This is a genomic window from Thermopolyspora flexuosa, assembly GCF_006716785.1.
GTDB classification, from domain to species: domain Bacteria; phylum Actinomycetota; class Actinomycetes; order Streptosporangiales; family Streptosporangiaceae; genus Thermopolyspora; species Thermopolyspora flexuosa.
Genome location: NZ_VFPQ01000001.1, coordinates 576776 through 594905 on the forward strand (window position 1 = coordinate 576776; position 18130 = coordinate 594905).

At 68.6% G+C, this 18130-nt stretch carries 13 protein-coding genes and 3 rRNA genes; 14 read left to right on the forward strand and 2 right to left on the reverse strand.

Annotation, left to right across the window (positions count from 1 at the left end):
• Positions 1–84: 84 nt before the first annotated feature.
• The 10 genes from FHX40_RS02540 (at position 85) to FHX40_RS02585 (ending at position 7821) form a co-directional block, all read left to right on the forward strand.
• A complete protein-coding gene (locus FHX40_RS02540; RefSeq protein WP_142258112.1) occupies positions 85–1980 on the forward strand; it encodes an AfsR/SARP family transcriptional regulator in 1896 nt (631 codons plus the stop codon).
• Between the two features lie 61 nt (positions 1981–2041).
• Positions 2042–2365: a TcmI family type II polyketide cyclase gene (locus FHX40_RS02545; RefSeq protein WP_142258113.1), complete on the forward strand. Its 324-nt coding sequence runs from the start codon at positions 2042–2044 to the stop codon at positions 2363–2365.
• A complete protein-coding gene (locus tag FHX40_RS02550; protein ID WP_142258114.1) occupies positions 2362–2793 on the forward strand; it encodes a cupin domain-containing protein in 432 nt (143 codons plus the stop codon). The genes FHX40_RS02545 and FHX40_RS02550 overlap by 4 nt, the downstream gene beginning before the upstream one ends.
• Positions 2790–4040, forward strand: a complete 1251-nt coding sequence (locus tag FHX40_RS02555; protein ID WP_142258115.1) for a beta-ketoacyl-[acyl-carrier-protein] synthase family protein — start codon at positions 2790–2792, stop codon at positions 4038–4040. Before FHX40_RS02550 ends, FHX40_RS02555 begins: the two co-directional genes overlap by 4 nt.
• A gap of 5 nt (positions 4041–4045) precedes the next feature.
• The gene (locus tag FHX40_RS02560) at positions 4046–5305 is read left to right on the forward strand and encodes a ketosynthase chain-length factor (protein ID WP_142258116.1); all 1260 of its coding nucleotides are present in this window, start codon (positions 4046–4048) and stop codon (positions 5303–5305) included.
• Positions 5306–5343: 38 nt separating this feature from the next.
• Positions 5344–5607: an acyl carrier protein gene (locus FHX40_RS02565; RefSeq protein ID WP_142258117.1), complete on the forward strand. Its 264-nt coding sequence runs from the start codon at positions 5344–5346 to the stop codon at positions 5605–5607.
• A gap of 5 nt (positions 5608–5612) precedes the next feature.
• A complete protein-coding gene (locus FHX40_RS02570) occupies positions 5613–6092 on the forward strand; it encodes an SRPBCC family protein (RefSeq protein WP_142258118.1) in 480 nt (159 codons plus the stop codon).
• Positions 6089–6739 (forward strand): antibiotic biosynthesis monooxygenase family protein, encoded by a 651-nt coding sequence (locus FHX40_RS24875; protein ID WP_170198683.1) that lies wholly within the window; start codon positions 6089–6091, stop codon positions 6737–6739. Before FHX40_RS02570 ends, FHX40_RS24875 begins: the two co-directional genes overlap by 4 nt.
• A 100-nt stretch (positions 6740–6839) precedes the next feature.
• A complete protein-coding gene (locus FHX40_RS02580; protein WP_142258119.1) occupies positions 6840–7220 on the forward strand; it encodes a SchA/CurD-like domain-containing protein in 381 nt (126 codons plus the stop codon).
• A gap of 79 nt (positions 7221–7299) precedes the next feature.
• On the forward strand, positions 7300–7821 hold the full coding sequence (locus FHX40_RS02585) for a MarR family winged helix-turn-helix transcriptional regulator (RefSeq protein ID WP_170198684.1): 522 nt from the start codon (positions 7300–7302) through the stop codon (positions 7819–7821).
• Here FHX40_RS02585 and FHX40_RS02590 read toward each other — a convergent pair.
• Entirely contained in the window at positions 7813–8115 is a 303-nt protein-coding gene (locus FHX40_RS02590) for a hypothetical protein (RefSeq protein ID WP_142258121.1), read from the reverse strand. The two genes, FHX40_RS02585 and FHX40_RS02590, sit on opposite strands and share 9 nt — an antisense overlap.
• Before the next feature lie 353 nt (positions 8116–8468).
• Entirely contained in the window at positions 8469–8864 is a 396-nt protein-coding gene (locus tag FHX40_RS02595; RefSeq protein ID WP_142258122.1) for a hypothetical protein, read from the reverse strand.
• Between the two features lie 685 nt (positions 8865–9549).
• On the opposite strand from FHX40_RS02595, the gene FHX40_RS02600 reads away from it, so the two are divergent.
• The 4 genes from FHX40_RS02600 to FHX40_RS02615 all read left to right on the forward strand — a co-directional run bounded on the left by FHX40_RS02600 (position 9550) and on the right by FHX40_RS02615 (position 17995).
• Positions 9550–11086, forward strand: a 16S ribosomal RNA gene (locus FHX40_RS02600).
• Positions 11087–11797: 711 nt separating this feature from the next.
• Positions 11798–14921, forward strand: a 23S ribosomal RNA gene (locus tag FHX40_RS02605).
• 121 nt (positions 14922–15042) lie between these two features.
• Positions 15043–15159 (forward strand): 5S ribosomal RNA (rrf, locus tag FHX40_RS02610).
• The 16S, 23S and 5S rRNA genes sit together here, the layout of an rRNA operon.
• Positions 15160–16135: 976 nt before the next feature.
• Positions 16136–17995 (forward strand): substrate-binding and VWA domain-containing protein, encoded by a 1860-nt coding sequence (locus FHX40_RS02615; protein WP_170198685.1) that lies wholly within the window; start codon positions 16136–16138, stop codon positions 17993–17995.
• Positions 17996–18130: the final 135 nt, after the last annotated feature.

Here is an 18130-nt window from a genome sequence, read left to right on the forward strand (position 1 = left end):
GGTGGGCATCGATTCATGGGGAGCATCGGCCGCCGAGGCCGCCGGCCTGCAGGAACACGTAGTCGATCATCCGGGATGGGGCGAATGGAATTTCGGGTTCTGGGGTCTCTGGAGGTCCTCGACGGGGCCTGCGAGATCACGCCGAGCGCCGCGAAGGTGCGCGCGGTGCTGGCGATGCTGGTGCTCCGCCACAACCAAATCGTCTCGACCCGCGAATTCATCGACGAGCTGTGGGGGGAGCGGCCGCCGCCGAGCGCGCTTTCCACGCTGCACACCTATGTCTACAAACTGCGCAAGACGCTCGGCCGCGGCGGCGCCGCGACGCTCGCCACCAAGCCGTACGGCTACCTGCTCCAGGTCGACCCGGCCGCGGTGGACCTGCACGAGTTCGAGCGCCGGGTGGCCGAGGGCCGCAGGCTGCTCGACCAGGGGGACGCCGAGCGGGCCTCGCGCGCGCTGGTCGGCGCGCTCGGGCTGTGGCGGGGACCGGCGCTGGCGAACGTGGTGCCCGGCGAGCTGCTGTCCGCGCAGATCACCCGGCTGGAGGAGAGCCGGCTGCGCGCGCTCGAGCTGCGCATCGAGGCCGACCTGCGGCTGGGCCGGCACCGGGAGCTGATCAGCGAGCTGAAGGAGCTCACCCTCATCCACCCGCTCAACGAGGAGTTCCACGCCAAGCTCATGGCGGCGCTGCACGCGTGCGGGCGCCGGGTGGAGGCGCTGGAGGTGTTCCAGAGCCTGCGCCGCCGCCTCGTCGACCAGCTCGGCCTGGAGCCGTCCCCGGAGCTGCGCCGCCTCCAGCAGCGTCTGCTCGCCGCGGACGACGCCGGCCCGCTGCCGGCCGAGCCGCGCGAGGAGGCGGTGACCGTGGTGGAGCGCCGCCCGGCCCAGCTCCCGCCGGACATCGCCGACTTCGTGGGCCGCGCCGCGGAGCGGGAGTGGCTGGCGGTCGCGCTCGACCGGTCCGCGAGGGCGGGGACCGCGGTCCGGGTGGCCTGCCTCACCGGCATGCCGGGGGTGGGCAAGACCGCGCTCGCGGTGCACGCGGCCCACCGCGCCCGCCAGGCGTACCCGGCGGGCCAGCTGTTCGCCCGGCTCACCGCGCCGGACGGCAGCCCGGTCGACCCGGGCGAGGTGCTCGGCGGGTTCCTGCGCGCCGCGGGCGTGCCCGACGAGCGCATCCCCGCCGACCCCGGCGAGCGCAGCACGATGTTCCGCACCTGGACCGCGGGCCGCCCGGCGCTCGTGGTGCTCGACGACGCCTGCGGCGCCGAGCAGGTGCAGCCGCTGCTGCCCGGCTCGGCCGAGTGCGCGGTGATCGTCACCAGCCGGTACGGCCTGCACGGCGTGGCCGGGGCGCGGGTGCTCGCCCTGGACGTGCCGGACGAGGCCGAGTGCCTGGAGCTGCTCGCGCTCATCATCGGCGAGGCCAGGGTGGAGCAGGAGCGCCGGGAGGCCGAGCGCATCGTCCGGCTGTGCGGCGGGCTGCCGCTCGCGCTGCGCTGCGCGGGCTCCCGGCTCGCCGCGAGCCAGGGCCTGGCGCTGCGCAACTACGCCGACCGGCTCGCCGACCCGGCCACCCGGCTCGACGAGCTGTGCGTGTCGAACCTCGACGTGCGCGCCGCGCTCGACGCCTCGTACCGCCGGCTCGACCCGCCCGAGCGCAGCCTGTTCCGGCTGCTCGGCCTGCTGCGCACCCCGGACGTGGCGCCGTCGCACGCCGCGGCGCTGCTCGGCTGCGAGACCGCCCGCGCGGCCCGGCTGCTCGCCCGCCTCGCCGACGCCTCGCTGCTGCGGGTACGGCCCGGCGACGACGGCGAGGTCCGTTACACGCTGCACGAGCTGGTGCGGCTGTTCGCCCGGGAGTGCCTGGAGGAGGAGCTCGACCGCGCCCGGTCCGGCGAGCCGCCGCTCGCCGAGGAGGACGCCGAGGAGGAGACCGAGGAGACCGTCGCGGTGCCGCTGGAGGGGCTCCAGCGCTGAACCAGCAGCTCTCCAGACAATCCGGACATTCTGTGCATATTCGGATGAAAGGAGAGGGGCTGTGCACCAGACGCTGATCGTCGCACGGATGGAGCCCTCCGAGACCGAAGCCGTGGCGAAGATCTTCGCCGAGTCCGACGCCACCGATCTGCCGTACATGATCGGGGTCTCCCGGCGCACGCTCTTCCGGTTCCACGGCCTGTACTTCCACCTCGTCGAGGCGGAGCAGGACATCACGCCCAACCTCTACCGGGCCCGCTCGCACCCGCTGTACGCGGACATCAACCGGAAGCTCGCCGAGCACATCCGGCCGTACGACCCGAACTGGCGCGAGCCCAAGGACGCCATGGCCGAGCCGTTCTACCACTGGGAGGCGGGGCGATGACCAGGCCCATCGAGAAGGTGTCGATCGACGCGGTGGCGCCGAACACCCGCCGGGGCGGCGACCTGCGCGTGCTGCTCAGCCCGCGGACCGTCGGCGCGACCTCGGGCTTCATGGGCGCCGGGTGGCTGCGCCCCGGCGAGCACATCACCGAGCACTACCACCCCTACTCGGAGGAGTTCCTCTACCTGGTGCGGGGCACCCTCGTCGCCCGCATCGACGGCGAGCGGGAGATCACCCTCACCGCCGGCGACGCGCTCATGGTGCCGAAGACGATCCGGCACCGGCTCGACAACGTCGGCGACGAGGAGGCGTTCTTCGTCTTCCACGCCGGCCCGCTCGCCCCGCGGCCCGAGCTCGGGCACGTGGACACCGAGGCGGTCACCGGGACCGACGACGTGCCGCTGGTCGGGGGTGGGGGTCCGCGGTGAGGCGGGTGGTGATCACCGGTCTCGGGGTCACCGCGCCGGGCGGGATCGGCACCGCCGCGTTCTGGGATCTGATCAGCTCGGGCCGTACCGCGACCCGCCGCATCAGCCTCTTCGATCCCACCGGGTTCCGGTCCCGCATCGCCGCCGAGATCGACTTCGACCCGGCCGCGTGCGGCCTGTCGCCGCAGGAGATCCGGCGCATGGACCGGGCCGCGCAGCTCGGCGTGGTGAGCGCCCGGGAGGCGCTCGCCGACAGCGGGCTCACGTTGGAGGACGTGCCGCCGGAGCGGCGCGGGGTGAGCATCGGCAGCGCGGTCGGCTGCACCACGGGGCTCGAGGAGGAGTACGTCGTGGTGAGCGACGGCGGCCGCGAGTGGCTGGTCGACCCGGCGTACGCCGTACCGCACCTGTACGGCTACATGGTGCCGAGCACGCTCGCGGTCGAGGTCGCCTGGACGGCCCAGGCCGAGGGGCCGGTCGCGCTCATCTCCACCGGGTGCACCGCCGGCCTCGACGCGGTCGGGCACGGGTACCGGCTGGTGCAGGAGGGGGCCGCGGACGTCGTGATCGCCGGGGCCACCGACGCGCCGATCTCGCCGATCACCGTGGCCTGCTTCGACGCGATCAAGGCCACCTCGCCGAACAACGACGACCCCGAGCACGCGTCGCGGCCGTTCGACCGCGACCGGGACGGGTTCGTGCTCGGCGAGGGCGCCGCGGTGATGGTGCTCGAGGAACGCGAGGCCGCGCTGCGCCGCGGTGCGGAGATTTATGCCGAAATTGTGGGATTCGCCAGCCGGAGCAACGCGTACCACATGACCGGCCTCAAGCCGGACGGGCGCGAGATGGCCGAGGCGATCCGCGTGGCGCTGCGCGAGGCCCGGCTCAACCCGGAGGACGTGGACTACATCAACGCGCACGGCTCCGGCACCCGGCAGAACGACCGGCACGAGACCGCCGCGTTCAAGGACGCGCTCGGCGAGCACGCCTATAAGACGCCGGTCAGCTCCATCAAGTCGATGGTCGGGCACTCGCTCGGCGCGATCGGCTCGATCGAGGTCGCCGCCTCGGTGCTGGCGATCAAGCACAACGTGATCCCGCCGACCGCGAACCTGCACACGCCCGACCCGGAATGCGACCTCGACTACGTGCCCGTCACCGCCCGCGAACAGCCCGTCGACGTGGTGCTCAGCGTCGGCAGCGGCTTCGGCGGGTTCCAGACGGCGATGCTGCTCGCGCAGAGGTGAGGCCGATGAACGACCGCAAGACCGCCACCCGATCCGGACGCGCCCCGGACGAGCGCGTCGTGGTGACCGGCATCGGCGTCACCGCGCCGAACGGCGTCGGCACCGAGGCCTACTGGGCCGCCACGCTCAACGGCAAGAGCGGCCTCGCCCGCATCACCCACCTCGATCCCGAGCGCTACCCGACCCGGGTGGCCGGGGTGGTGCAGGAGTTCGACGCGGCCGAGTACGTGCCGAGCCGGCTGATCGTGCAGACCGACCACTGGACCCACCTGGGGCTCGCCGCCACCGCGATGGCGCTCGGCGACGCCGGCGTCGACCCGGCCGAGCTGCCCGAGTACGAGATGGCGGTGGTGACCGCGAGCTCCTCGGGCGGCAACGAGTTCGGCCAGCGGGAGATCGAGAAGCTGTGGTCGAAGGGGCCGGAGTACGTCGGCGTCTACCAGTCGATCGCCTGGTTCTACGCCGCCACCACCGGCCAGGTCTCGATCCGGTACGGCATGCGCGGCCCGTGCGGCGTGATCTGCACCGAGCAGGCCGGCGGCCTCGACGTCGCCGCCCAGGCGCGGCGGCTGCTGCGGCGCGAGGCCCGCCTTGTCGTCACCGGCGGCACCGACGCCTCGCGCTCGCCGTACGCGCTGACCGCCCAGTTCACCAGCGGCATGCTCAGCACCCGGGACGACCCGGTCCGCGCCTACCTGCCCTTCGACGTCGACGCCTGCGGCCACGTGCCCGGCGAGGGCGGGGCGATGCTCATCGCCGAGGGCGAGTCCGCGGCCCGGCGGCGCGGGGCCGTGCCGTACGGGGTGATCGCGGGGTACGGGGCGAGCTTCGACCCGCGCCCGGAGCCCGGCCGCCCGGCCCGCTCCAACCTGGTCCGGGCGATCCGGCTCGCGCTCGACGACGCGCGGATCCGGCCCGACCAGGTGGACGTGGTGTTCGCCGACGCGGTCGGCGTGCCCGAACGCGACCTCGCCGAGGCCGCGGCGATCGGCGAGGTGTTCGGGCCGCGCGCGGTGCCGGTCACCGCGCCGAAGACCATGACCGGCCGGCTGTACGGCGGCGGCGCCGCGCTCGACCTGGCGACCGCCCTGCTCGCGATCCGCGACGGGGTGATCCCGCCGACCGTCGGGGTGACCTCGCCGGCGCCCGGCTGCGACCTCGACCTCGTCCTCGGCACCGCCCGCGAGACGCCGGTGCGCACCGCGCTCGTGCTCGCCCGCGGCTACGGCGGCTTCAACTCCGCACTCGTGGTGACCGCGCCCTGAGCCGCCCCGAGCCATCCATCCCGAAAAGGAGGGACGACATGACCATGTTCACGTTGGACGACGTGCGGCGCATCCTACGGCGCTGCGCGGGCGCCCCCGAGGGCGACGCCCTCGACGGCGACATCGCCGACGTCCCGTTCGCCGAGCTCGGCTACGACTCGCTGGCGCTGCTCGAGATGGCCGCGCACGTGCAGCAGGAGTTCGGCATCCGCATCCCGGACGACGCGATCGAGGAGATGACCACGCCGCGGGCGGCGGTCGAGTACGTCAACCGGCGGTTCGCCGGCGAGCCGAGCAGGTGATCGCGATGGCCGGACACACCGACAACCACGTCATCATCGAGCGGCCGCTAGAGCTGGTCTGGGACATCACCAACGACGTCGAGTCCTGGCCGCGCCTGTTCAGCGAGTACGCCTCCGCCGAGATCCTGCAGCGCCGCGGGCCGACCATCCGGTTCCGGCTCACCATGCACCCGGACACCGACGGCAACGTGTGGAGCTGGGTCTCCGAGCGCACGCCGGACCCGGTCACCCGCACCGTGCGGGCGCACCGGGTGGAGCCCGGCTGGTTCAAGTACATGCACCTCTTCTGGGAGTACGAGGAGGTGCCCGGCGTCAACGGCGGCGCCACCCGGATGCGCTGGGTCCAGGACTTCGAGATGCGGCGGGACGCGCCGCTGGACGACGCGCGCATGACCGAGCGGCTCAACGCCAACACCGCAATCCAGATGCAGCGCATCAAGCACCTGCTTGAGCGGGCCGACTTCAGAACGGAGATAGGGATATGACCACCGCCGCGACCACCCCGATGGCCAGGACCCAGAGCGTGTTCCGCGTCGTCGTCCGGCTGCGCGTGCACCCGGGCAAGGGCCAGGAGTTCGAGACCATCTGGCGGCAGATCGCCGAGACCATCGCGCGTAACCCGGCGAACCTCGGCCAGTGGCTGAGCCGGAGCGCCGACGAGGAGTGCGTCTACTACATCACCAGCGACTGGGTGAGCGAGAAACGCTTCCGCGAGTTCGAGCACAGCCCCGAGCACGCGGAGAACCGCAGGCGCATGGCGCACTGCAAGGCCGAGTCCTCGATGACGGCGATGACCGTCTTCTGCCACGTCCCGCCGCGGCCGCAGAGCGAGCGGGTGCGGGTCATGCTCCACCTGTTCGAGCCGCCCGGCGACCCGGGCGCGGTGGAGAGCGGCTACCACCAGATCAGCCGCAAGCTCGCCGGCCGGGCCGGGCTGCGCGGCAACGAGCTGCTCCGCTCGATGGACGACCCGCGCCGGTACACGGTGCTCAGCGACTGGGCGAGCCGGGAGGACTACATCGCCTGGCGGGACGCGCCCGAGCACCTCGCGATCACCGCGCCGCTGCGCCCCTACTGGGCCTCCGACCGCGACAGCACCTTCGGGGTGTACGAGGTCGTGGCGGCGTACTAGACCGCGGCCGGCCGACGATCCGGCGCGGCCCGCGCCCGGGGCGACCGCGGGTCGGGCCCGGTGCGGGCGCCGCGCCACACCGACCAAGGGGGGACAGACCATGCCGTACGCAGCGATCACGTTCCGGGTGAAGCCCGGGCACGAGGAGGAGATCAGTAGGATCTTCGCCGAATCGCCCCGCCTCGACTCGCCGATCGTCCGCGACGAGCAGGGGCGCGAGGTCGCCCGGCTGCTCGGCACGGCCGCGTTCGTCAAGGACGACGTGCTCGTCCGGGTGATCCACTACGAGGGGGACTTCGGCGCGGTGGGGCGGCACCTCGCCCGGCAGCGCAACATCCACCAGATCGAGGGGCGGCTGCAGCCGTACCTGGCCGAGACCCGTGCCACCGAGACGCCGGAGGGGTTCACCGCCTTCTTCCAGAACGCCTTGATGCGGTGTGTGTTCCACGCCGAGTCCGAGGCGCAGCCCATGGGGGCGTGACCGACGGGCACCGTTGCCGACGCCCGGGCGGCGATCCGCCGTCCGGGCTCCGGTCGCCGCGGAGGAAGGAGGCCGCGACGTGTCCGGCGACATCACACTCTCGTACGAAGGGTCGCACGGGCGGGGCCGGTGGACCGGCCGCGACCAGGTGGACGACCACGCGGAGCGCATCGAGTCCCTGGAGGCGGTGGCGCGGGAGAGCGGGCGGCTGGCCGAGCAGGCGGACCGCCTGGTGTGCGCGCTCGCCGGCCGGGCGGGCCTCGACCCGGCCGCCTTCCGCTGCCTGCACGTGCTGGTCCGGCGGGGGCCGCTCCCGGTGCACCGGCTCGCCGTACACGCCGGGCTGGATCCGGGTACGGCAGGCGTCGTCGTTGGGGAGCTGGAGCGCGCCGGGCTCGCCCGGAGGGAGCGCGACGACGCGGGGCACGAGGTGGCCCGGGCCGACGAGACCGCGTGCCGGGACCGGATCGCCCCGGCCGTGCGCGAGCTGCGCGAGGCCTGGCACGCGCTGACCGGGCACGGCTGCGACGACCTCGCGATCGTCGCGGTGCTGCTCGCCGAAGGCCGCAGGCTCACCGAGCTGGTGCCCACGCTAGGCTGACGCGCCGCGCTCCTCCTCGCGCTGGGCCGCGCGGCGCGCGATCCCCTGGGCCCAGCGCGCGCACTCGCGGGCGATGCCCGCCGCCTCGCGGGCCCGTCGCGCCTTCTCCCGCAGGTCCGGCCGGGTGGGGTTGAGCTCGGCGAGTGCGTCGTAGGTGGCCGCGGTCTCCTCCTCGTCCCGGGCGACCCGCTCGTGGGCCTCGGCGAGGGCCTTGGCGAGCCGCCTGCTCCGCAGCACCTCTCTGCCGAGGCGCTCCCTGATCAGATCCGAGGTGAGCCTTCCGTCGCCGTCCATGCCGCCACGCCTGCCCGCGCCCGCCGACGGCATGCGCCGCGTGCGGCAAAGCGCAGGTCAAGGCGGGGGATCGCGGCCGTCGCGGCCTTACCCTCAGGCCGGCGGCTGGCGTAGCCGGGGTATTTCGCGGCCCTCCCGGGGACGGGCCGATTGGGCCGCCCTTGGCCGTACGGGCCGACGGGCGGTCTGGCGATGCCGTGACGTGACATCTTGTGGCGTAGCGGGCGCACGTCGTCCGAGGTGCCGGGCGTTCCGGTCCGGGGTGGGGCCGAGTGACGAGGACCGATCCGCGGTACGGGCGCACGAGGTGGCACCCCGGGACGTGCGGTGCCGATCGCGCCGGTGGGCGCGGGTCAGCGGTTGAGCGAGCGGCTCATGCCGATGCACCGGCGCAGCCGCGGCCCGGTCCGCCTGAGCGGCGCCTGGTCGAGCTCGGCGACCATCGTCATGGCGGCCTTGGCGTCGGCGAGGATGCGCTGGGCCTGCTCGTCGTCGCCGGGCAGCTGCCCGCGCCGGTCCAGCTCGTGCCGGAGGAAGACGAGCGGATCCGGATCGCCGGCCCGCTCGGCGGCCACACTCGCCCGCGCAGCGGTGAGCAGCCCCAGGTAGTGGCTGCGCAGCAACGCCTCACGTGTACGCACCTGCTCGAGGTCGTCGAGCAGGTTGCGCGCGATCCTCACCAGGTCACCCGCGTGATCCGTCTCCGCGGTGATGTGGGCGCGGATGTCGTCGAACTCGGACCGCGTCATTGATGGCCACCTCCACCCCGTACTGGGACGCCGGAGCCCTGCGGCTCTGCGGGGCCCGTCTAGCTGCTTCTTAACCTGAGGCGATTGCGGACGGGTTGACAGCGGGTTGCCCTCCGTGCCCAAACGTCTCCTGTTGTGGATGCCTGAGAGGGGCGAATGGTTGACGTGCGGAACGAGTGGACATCGCAGTCTCGTGAGGCTGGTAAAGTTTTCAGCCGTCGCGGACGTGCGGTGCGGCCGCGGACCGTGATGGTCCGGAGGTCGCGCGATCGCCGCGGCTCCCTCTGACCATCACCTCCTCCGGGCGGATTTGGCGCTCCGGTGGGCAGTGAGCTAAGGTAGAGGGGTTGCCCTGGAGACAGGGTGTCCGATCCGCGGGTGGCCCGGTGCCGGGCGGCCGATCCCGGAAGGGGCCGGTTTGACAGGCGGTGGGAAACCCGCAGAATTGGACAGGCAAATGGAGCGCCCCGGACGCCGGGACCGGGATTCCGGTCACGGGCCGGTTCGGTGAACGCGTCCGTTCCTTGAGAACTCAACAGTGTGTCAAAAGCCAGTGCATGAGCTTTACCCCGTCATGCCAGGCGCTGCTCGGCAAGGCCTCGGGCTTTGCTGAGAGGTGTGTCTGGGTGATGGTTTTGCTGGGATGTCCCTCTTCGTGGGGGGTGTCTCAAGGGTTTTGAGGCATCTCATGGAGAGTTTGATCCTGGCTCAGGACGAACGCTGGCGGCGTGCTTAACACATGCAAGTCGAGCGGAAAGGCCCCTTCGGGGGTACTCGAGCGGCGAACGGGTGAGTAACACGTGAGCAACCTGCCCTCGACTCTGGGATAAGCCTGGGAAACCGGGTCTAATACCGGATACGACCTGCCTCCGCATGGGGGCGGGTGGAAAGGTGCCCTGTTTGGGGTTTCCGGTCGGGGATGGGCTCGCGGCCTATCAGCTTGTTGGTGGGGTAACGGCCTACCAAGGCGACGACGGGTAGCCGGCCTGAGAGGGCGACCGGCCACACTGGGACTGAGACACGGCCCAGACTCCTACGGGAGGCAGCAGTGGGGAATATTGCGCAATGGGCGGAAGCCTGACGCAGCGACGCCGCGTGGGGGATGAAGGCCTTCGGGTTGTAAACCTCTTTCGGCAGGGACGAAGGTGACGTGTACCTGCGGAAGAAGCGCCGGCTAACTACGTGCCAGCAGCCGCGGTAATACGTAGGGCGCGAGCGTTGTCCGGAATTATTGGGCGTAAAGAGCTCGTAGGCGGCTGGTCGCGTCTGCCGTGAAAGCCCGCGGCTTAACCGTGGGTCTGCGGTGGATACGGGCCGGCTAGAGGCAGGCAGGGGCAAGTGGAATTCCTGGTGTAGCGGTGAAATGCGCAGATATCAGGAGGAACACCGGTGGCGAAGGCGGCTTGCTGGGCCTGTCCTGACGCTGAGGAGCGAAAGCGTGGGGAGCGAACAGGATTAGATACCCTGGTAGTCCACGCCGTAAACGTTGGGCGCTAGGTGTGGGGTTCTTCCACGGGCTCCGTGCCGTAGCTAACGCATTAAGCGCCCCGCCTGGGGAGTACGGCCGCAAGGCTAAAACTCAAAGGAATTGACGGGGGCCCGCACAAGCGGCGGAGCATGTTGCTTAATTCGACGCAACGCGAAGAACCTTACCAAGGCTTGACATCACCCGGAAACGTCCAGAGATGGGCGCTCCCTTCGGGGCTGGGTGACAGGTGGTGCATGGCTGTCGTCAGCTCGTGTCGTGAGATGTTGGGTTAAGTCCCGCAACGAGCGCAACCCTCGTCCCATGTTGCCAGCACGCCCTTTTGGGTGGTGGGGACTCATGGGAGACTGCCGGGGTCAACTCGGAGGAAGGTGGGGATGACGTCAAGTCATCATGCCCCTTATGCCTTGGGCTGCAAACATGCTACAATGGCCGGTACAGTGGGTTGCGAGCCTGTGAGGGGGAGCGAATCCCTAAAAGCCGGTCTCAGTTCGGATTGGGGTCTGCAACTCGACCCCATGAAGTCGGAGTCGCTAGTAATCGCAGATCAGCAATGCTGCGGTGAATACGTTCCCGGGCCTTGTACACACCGCCCGTCACGTCATGAAAGTCGGCAACACCCGAAGCCCGTGGCCTAACCGGTTTCCGGGGGGAGCGGTCGAAGGTGGGGCCGGCGATTGGGACGAAGTCGTAACAAGGTAGCCGTACCGGAAGGTGCGGCTGGATCACCTCCTTTCTAAGGAGCACTCGGCCTGGCTGTTCCGTGACGTTAGGGGTTGCGGGAGAGTTTGGGTCCATGGACCGCGTTCGCAGGCGTGTGGTCTGCGCGTGGTGTGCTCGTGATCGTGGAGCGCTGGTTATTCAGGCTGCCGGGCCGGCTGCCGGCCGCTAGTACCGCCCGCTGTTGAGGGTTTGTCCTTGGTGGTGGGAGTGGGAACGTGGTTGTGGCGGGGTCTGGTGGTTTGGGCACACTGTTGGGTCCTGAGGGAACGGGCCTGTTGGTCTGGTCCCTTGTGGACGGTGCCGGTCTCCGTCATACCGGCTGTCACCTGATCCCCGGTCTACCTCTGTGTGGGCTTGAGGGGATGGGTGGGGGTGTCTGGTGGCGGGTTGGGCTGGTGGCTGTTTGTTGCTTGTGAACTGCATAGTGGACGCGAGCGTCTTGTGTGGCCGCGCCGTGTGTCTGCGGCCGGCGACCTAAGAGCGCTTGCTGGTCACACCGGTGACCGGAGACTGGTCCAGGTGGTCGGGTGAGGCCTGATTCCTGAGCTGTCTCGGTGGAGCCGGTGCCTGGGAAGTCGGATCTGGGTCGTGGATCGGTGACCTTCGGCTGTGTGCCGGGGTGTTGGGTCTGCGGTTCGGGTTCGTGATGCGGGTGCCGGGTTGGTGTGACCGGTTGAGTGCTGGGTTGCTGGTTTGCGGGTGCGGTGGCGTGTGCTCCGTGTGTGGTCAAGTTGTTAAGGGCACACGGTGGATGCCTTGGCACCAGGAGCCGATGAAGGACGTGGGAGGCTGCGATAAGCCTCGGGGAGCCGCCTACCGGGCTGTGATCCGGGGATTTCCGAATGGGGGAACCTGGCCCGAGTCATGTCGGGTCGCCGCCGCCTGAATGTATAGGGCGGTTGGTGGTAACGCGGGGAAGTGAAACATCTCAGTACCCGTAGGAAGAGAAAACAATAGTGATTCCGTTAGTAGTGGTGAGCGAACGCGGAAGAGGCTAAACCGTGCGCGTGTGATAGCCGGCGGGCGTTGCGTGTGCGGGGTTGTGGGAGCTTCCTGGGCTGGTCCGCCGACTGGCCGGGCAGTGAGAAATCGTCATGGTAGCCGAACGTTCTGGAATGGGCGGCCGTAGACCGTGAGAGCCGGGTAGGTGAAACCGTGGCGACTGTCTGGGGGAGTTTCCCGAGTAGCACGGGGCCCGAGGAATCCCGTGTGAATCTGCCAGGACCATCTGGTAAGCCTAAATACTCCCTGGTGACCGATAGTGGACGAGTACCGTGAGGGAAAGGTGAAAAGTGCCCCGGTGAGGGGTTGTGAAAGAGTACCTGAAACCGTGTGCCTACAAGCCGTGGGAGCCGTGTCGCCCATGTTCGTAAGAGCGTGGGTGTGGTGACTGCGTGCCTTTTGAAGAATGAGCCTGCGAGTTGCGGTGTGTGGCGAGGTTAACCCGTGTGGGGGAGCCGTAGCGAAAGCGAGTCTGAATAGGGCGATGGAGTCGCATGCCGCAGGCCCGAAGCGGGGTGATCTACGCATGGGCAGGGTGAAGCTCAGGTAAGACTGGGTGGAGGCCCGAACCCACCAGGGTTGAAAACCTGGGGGATGACCTGTGTGTAGGGGTGAAAGGCCAATCAAACTCCGTGATAGCTGGTTCTCCCCGAAATGCATTTAGGTGCAGCGTCGCGTGGTGCTTGCCGGAGGTAGGGCGCTGGTTGGCTGATGGGCCTTACCGGGTTACTGAGGTCAGCCAAACTTCGAATGCCGGTAAGTTGAGCGCGGCAGTGAGACTGCGGGGGATAAGCTTCGTGGTCGAGAGGGAAACAGCCCAGATCGTCGATTAAGGCCCCTAAGCGTGTGCTGAGTGGGAAAGGATGTGGAGTCGCTGTGACAGCCAGGAGGTTGGCTTAGAAGCAGCCATCCTTGAAAGAGTGCGTAATAGCTCACTGGTCTAGTGATTCCGCGCCGACAATGTAGCGGGGCTTAAGCACACCGCCGAAATCGCGGCACCGTGCACTCCTTGTGGGTGTGTGGTGGGTAGGGGAGCGTCGTGTCGCCGGTGAAGCCTGGGAGTGATCCTTGGTGGAGGTGGCGCGAGTGAGAATGCAGGCATGAGTAGCGTTTCAGAAGTGGGAAACTTCTGCGCCGGATGACCAAGGGTTCCTGGGGCAGGCTGATCCGCCCAGGGTAAGTCGGGGCCTAAGGCGAGGCCGACAGGCGTAGTCGATGGATAACGGGTTGATATTCCCGTACCCGCTGTGGTGCGTCCATGTCGAGGCCGGTGATACTAAGGGTCCTAGCCCGGCCGGCGTTCTTTGAGCGTCGGTGTCTGGGTGAACGCCTGGCCTGATCCGGTAGTAGGCAAGCGATGGGGTGACGCAGGAGGGTAGCCCATCCCAGGCGGTGGTTGTCCTGGGGTAAGCATGTAGCCCGCACCGTAGGCAAATCCGCGGTGCATTGAGGGTGAGGTGTGATGCCGAGCCGATTGTGGCGAAGTGGGTGATCCCATGCTGCCGAGAAAAGCCTCTAGCGAGTGCCGCGGCGGCCCGTACCCTAAACCGACTCAGGTGGTCAGGTAGAGAATACCGAGGCGTTCGGGTGAACTGTGGTTAAGGAACTCGGCAAATTGCCCCCGTAACTTCGGGAGAAGGGGGGCCCCTGCTGGTGAACGGCTGTGCGCTGGGAGCTGGTGGGGGTCGCAGTGGCCAGGGGGAAGCGACTGTTTACTAAAAACACAGGTCCGTGCGAAGTCGTAAGACGATGTATACGGACTGACGCCTGCCCGGTGCCGGAACGTTAAGGGGACCGCTTAGCGAGCTCTTCGGGGCTTGCGAAGGCGAGAACTTAAGCGCCGGTAAACGGCGGTGGTAACTATAACCATCCTAAGGTAGCGAAATTCCTTGTCGGGTAAGTTCCGACCTGCACGAATGGCGTAACGACTTCCCCGCTGTCTCAACCACAGGCCCGGTGAAATTGCAGTACGAGTAAAGATGCTCGTTTCGCGCAGCAGGACGGAAAGACCCCGGGACCTTCACTGCAGCTTGATATTGGCGTCTGGAATGGCTTGTGTAGGATAGGTGGGAGACTGTGAAGCCTCGACGCTAGTTGGGGTGGAGTCGTTGGTGAAATACCACTCTGGCTGTTTTGGGCGTCTAACCCGCGCCCCTGGATCGGGGTGGGGGACAGTGTCTGGCGGGTAGTTTAACTGGGGCGGTTGCCTCCTAAAGGGTAACGGAGGCGCCCAAAGGTCCCCTCAGCCTGGTTGGCAATCAGGTGGTGAGTGTAAGTGCACAAGGGGGCTTGACTGTGAGACCGACGGGTCGAGCAGGAGCGAAAGCTGGGACTAGTGATCCGGCACTTCCGTGTGGTTGGGGTGTCGCTCAACGGCTAAAAGGTACCCCGGGGATAACAGGCTGATCTTCCCCAAGAGTCCATATCGACGGGATGGTTTGGCACCTCGATGTCGGCTCGTCGCATCCTGGGGCTGGAGTCGGTCCCAAGGGTTGGGCTGTTCGCCCATTAAAGCGGTACGCGAGCTGGGTTTAGAACGTCGCGAGACAGTTCGGTCCCTATCCGCTGCGCGCGTAGGAGACTTGTGGGGGGCTGTCCCTAGTACGAGAGGACCGGGATGGACGAACCTCTGGTGTGCCAGTTGTGCCGCCAGGTGCATGGCTGGTTGGCTACGTTCGGTGTGGATAACCGCTGAAGGCATCTAAGCGGGAAGCCGTCCCCGAGATGAGGTCTCCCGCCCCTTTGGGGGGTAAGGTCCCCACGAGATGAGTGGGTTGATAGGCCGGTGGTGGAAGCTCTGTGAGGGGTGGAGCTGACCGGTACTAATAGACCGAGGACTTGACCGCATACGGAGCATGCGGCGCCGCATGGGTGGTGGCGTGTTCCGTGGTTTGCAGGGCGTTTCGTGTTCGCTGTGTGGTTCTCGAGCAACAGGCGGCTTTGCCGTTGTTGTTCTTTGGGTGTCGTTTCGGTGGTTATGGCGGAAGGGAAACACCCGGTTACATTCCGAACCCGGTAGTTAAGCCTTCCTGCGCCGATGGTACTGCACCTTGGGGGGTGTGGGAGAGTAGGTCGCTGCCGGACGACTTTATGTGAGTGCCCCTGGCTGGGTTTCCCGGCTGGGGGCACTCGCATTTCTAGACGTTTTTTTGGGCCCTGAGAGCTTGCTCAGGGCCCTTTTTGGGTTTTGGGCGTCGTCTTGGCGGTGCGGAGGGGTGCGGCATGGTGTGCGCGCTCCTTGGCTGCCGGCCGGTGGCGCCGTGGGTTGATCCCCGCATGTGTGCGGCATCGGTGACGGGCCTTGCCGGGCTCCGCAACGCGGTTACGGCCCCACGAGTCCTGGACTTCGGTAGGTGAGCTGTGGGCGTCGAGCCCGTCATGAGGGTCACCAAGGGCGTTTGTGCCGGACCGCTCTGATTTCCTGAACACTTGTGAGCGATGGGACTTTTTCGGTGTTAAATAAACGCTTCGTTCAGGATGGCCTGGACGATGGCCGCGGTGGTGCTGCGAAAGGTTGCCGGCGGGCTCGGTATTGCTGACGATATTGTGAACGCCCGGCTTGTCTACAATTTCGGTGCCGCGTGAACTCGGATTGTGGTCGGGTCGGCTTTCGCAGGGCGACCGGCCGGGATAAAGCGGCGACGGGACGGTAAGGGCCTTTAGTGGCTCGGTTGGCCCGCTGACCGGTCCTCCGTGCCCTTTGGGCCCAGGCGTGCACCGTGACGGCGCGTGGCTCGGAGGCGCGGCCGTGGGCTACGCGGCGATGCCGCCTTCACCGAGGTGCGCTGGGCATCCTGGTTCCTGCGCGCCCGGGCGGAGGGGAACCGGCTCTGGTCACACTCCGTGACGGTAAGTGATCATGGACGGAGGCCTCGGAGGGCCCGCCGGGCGAATCTTACTTTGCCGCTCACTATCGCAAACATCGGTAGTGATGTTGCCTGAGTTGATACCGGAATGAGCGGGACGCAATTGGTGTGTTGTGAAGGTTGACACGCTACGCTACTCCCACCCAGGACATCTCCCGCAAATGGCTCGTCTCGCCTGATTTGGGTTGGTCAGCGTGAGTGGTAGGCACCATGGTCAGGAGCTCGCCGTCCGATGGGATCGGGGTGGTCCGCAGCATCGCCGCAAGAACGGCCAGGTCCGGACGATCGCCGGTGTCGTCGCCGGGGCGAGCCTGCTCATCGCGACGGCCGTCGGCGCCTACACCCTCGCCAGCGGGCCTACCTGTGACCAGCGGTTTCAGCTTGACGTGGTAGCGGCCGCCGAGATCCAGCCGGTGCTGGACGAGGTCGCGCGCGGCTTCGAGGCGGAGCACGCCTGCGTGTCGATCGAGACGCGTATCCGGCCCCCGGTCGACGTCGCCGAGAGCATCGCGAACATGGCCGACCGCCCCGACGTGTGGGTGCCCGACGCCTCGCTCTGGGTCGACTACGCCAACCTGCGGGCGCAGGACGGCGACGAGGAGGCGCCGGGGGACGAGGGTACGGCGGAGCAGGTGAACCGGACCGAGCTGTTACAGCCCATGCTCGACAAGGGCCGGTCCATCGCGCGTTCGCCGGTCATCCTCGGCGCGGCCCCGGGAACCGAGGAGAAGCTGCGCAAGGACGGCGAGCCGAGCTGGACCATGCTCATCCCTGGCACCGCGGAGCGCAAGCGGCTCGGCGACACGATGGTCGTACGCCTGCCGACCCCGGGCCAGTACGCGTCCGGCCTCGCCGCCCTCAACGTGCTGGACGCGGTCGCCGACCTGCGCCCCGAGCTGATGGACGCGGTCCGCGACGCCGCCTTCGAGCTGCGCGACTCGATGATCGCCGACGAGCGGACCCTGTTCGACGTCTTCGCCAAGGACGCCGAGGACGACGACAAGGACAAGAAGGACAAGAAAGACAAGGACAAGGACGCCAAGGAGTACATCGTCGTCGCGAGCGAGCAGGCGATCTGGCGGTACAACCGCTCCACCACCGACAACCGGGTGATCGGCGTCTACCCGGCCGAGGGCGCGCTCGCACTCGACTACCCGTACGTGGTGACCTCCACCACCGCCACCGGCCGCCGCCTCGCCCAGCAGTTCTTCCAGGCGCTCACCTCGCCCGCGGGCCAGGAGGCGATCCGGGCGGCCGGCTTCCGTACCCCGGACGGCAAGGGCGGGCCGAGCCTGAGCTCGCGGACCGGGCTGCGGGCCAAGGAGCCGACCCGCATCCCGAACCCGGACGCGGCCACCACGCTGCGCGGCCTGCTCCAGGCCCGGCTGATCGTCGCCGACACCCGTGCCCTGCTGCTCATCGACGTCAGCGGGTCGATGGACCGCAAGGTGCCCGGCACGAAGCTGACCCGCGCCAAGGCGATCGTCCGGCTCGCCGAGGAGGGCGTGCAGGCCCTGCCGAAGGGCAGCGAGGTCGGCCTGTGGGTGTTCGCCTCGAAGCTCGACGGCGACAAGGACTACCGCGAGCTCGTGCCCATCGCCCCGCTCGACGAGAAGGTCGACGGCCGCACCCACAAGGACGCGGTGATCGAGGAGCTGCGGCGGCTGCCCCGCAAGACCAAGGGCGACACCGGCCTGTACGACTCGGTGCTCGCCGCCTTCCGCGCGGCCGCGGAGAACCCGGTGCCGAACAAGCTGACCTCGATCGTCGTGTTCACCGACGGCAAGAACGAGGACGACGACGGCATCTCGCTCAAGGAGCTGCTGTCGACGCTGCGCCGGGAGTTCGAGCCCACCCAGCCCGTCACCGTGTCGATCGTCGGCTACGGGCGCGGCATCGAGTACGACGAGCTGCGCCAGATCGCCGCCGCCACCAACGGCGTGGCCAAGGTCGCCAAGGACTTCGACGAGGCCGAGCGCATCTTCCTGTCGCTGATCGCCCAGCGCGCCTGCATGGAGTGCGAGGACGGCCAGGCCTCCGACTCCGACGGCTGACCCTGCCGCGTCCGCCGCCGCGGCGACGCCGTACCGGGCGCCGGTCATGCCGCGGTCAACCGCCGCCCCGGAGTTCCCCTGGGCCGCGCGTGCCGGCTCGACGACCGCGGGGTCCGGCCACGACGGTCAACGGTG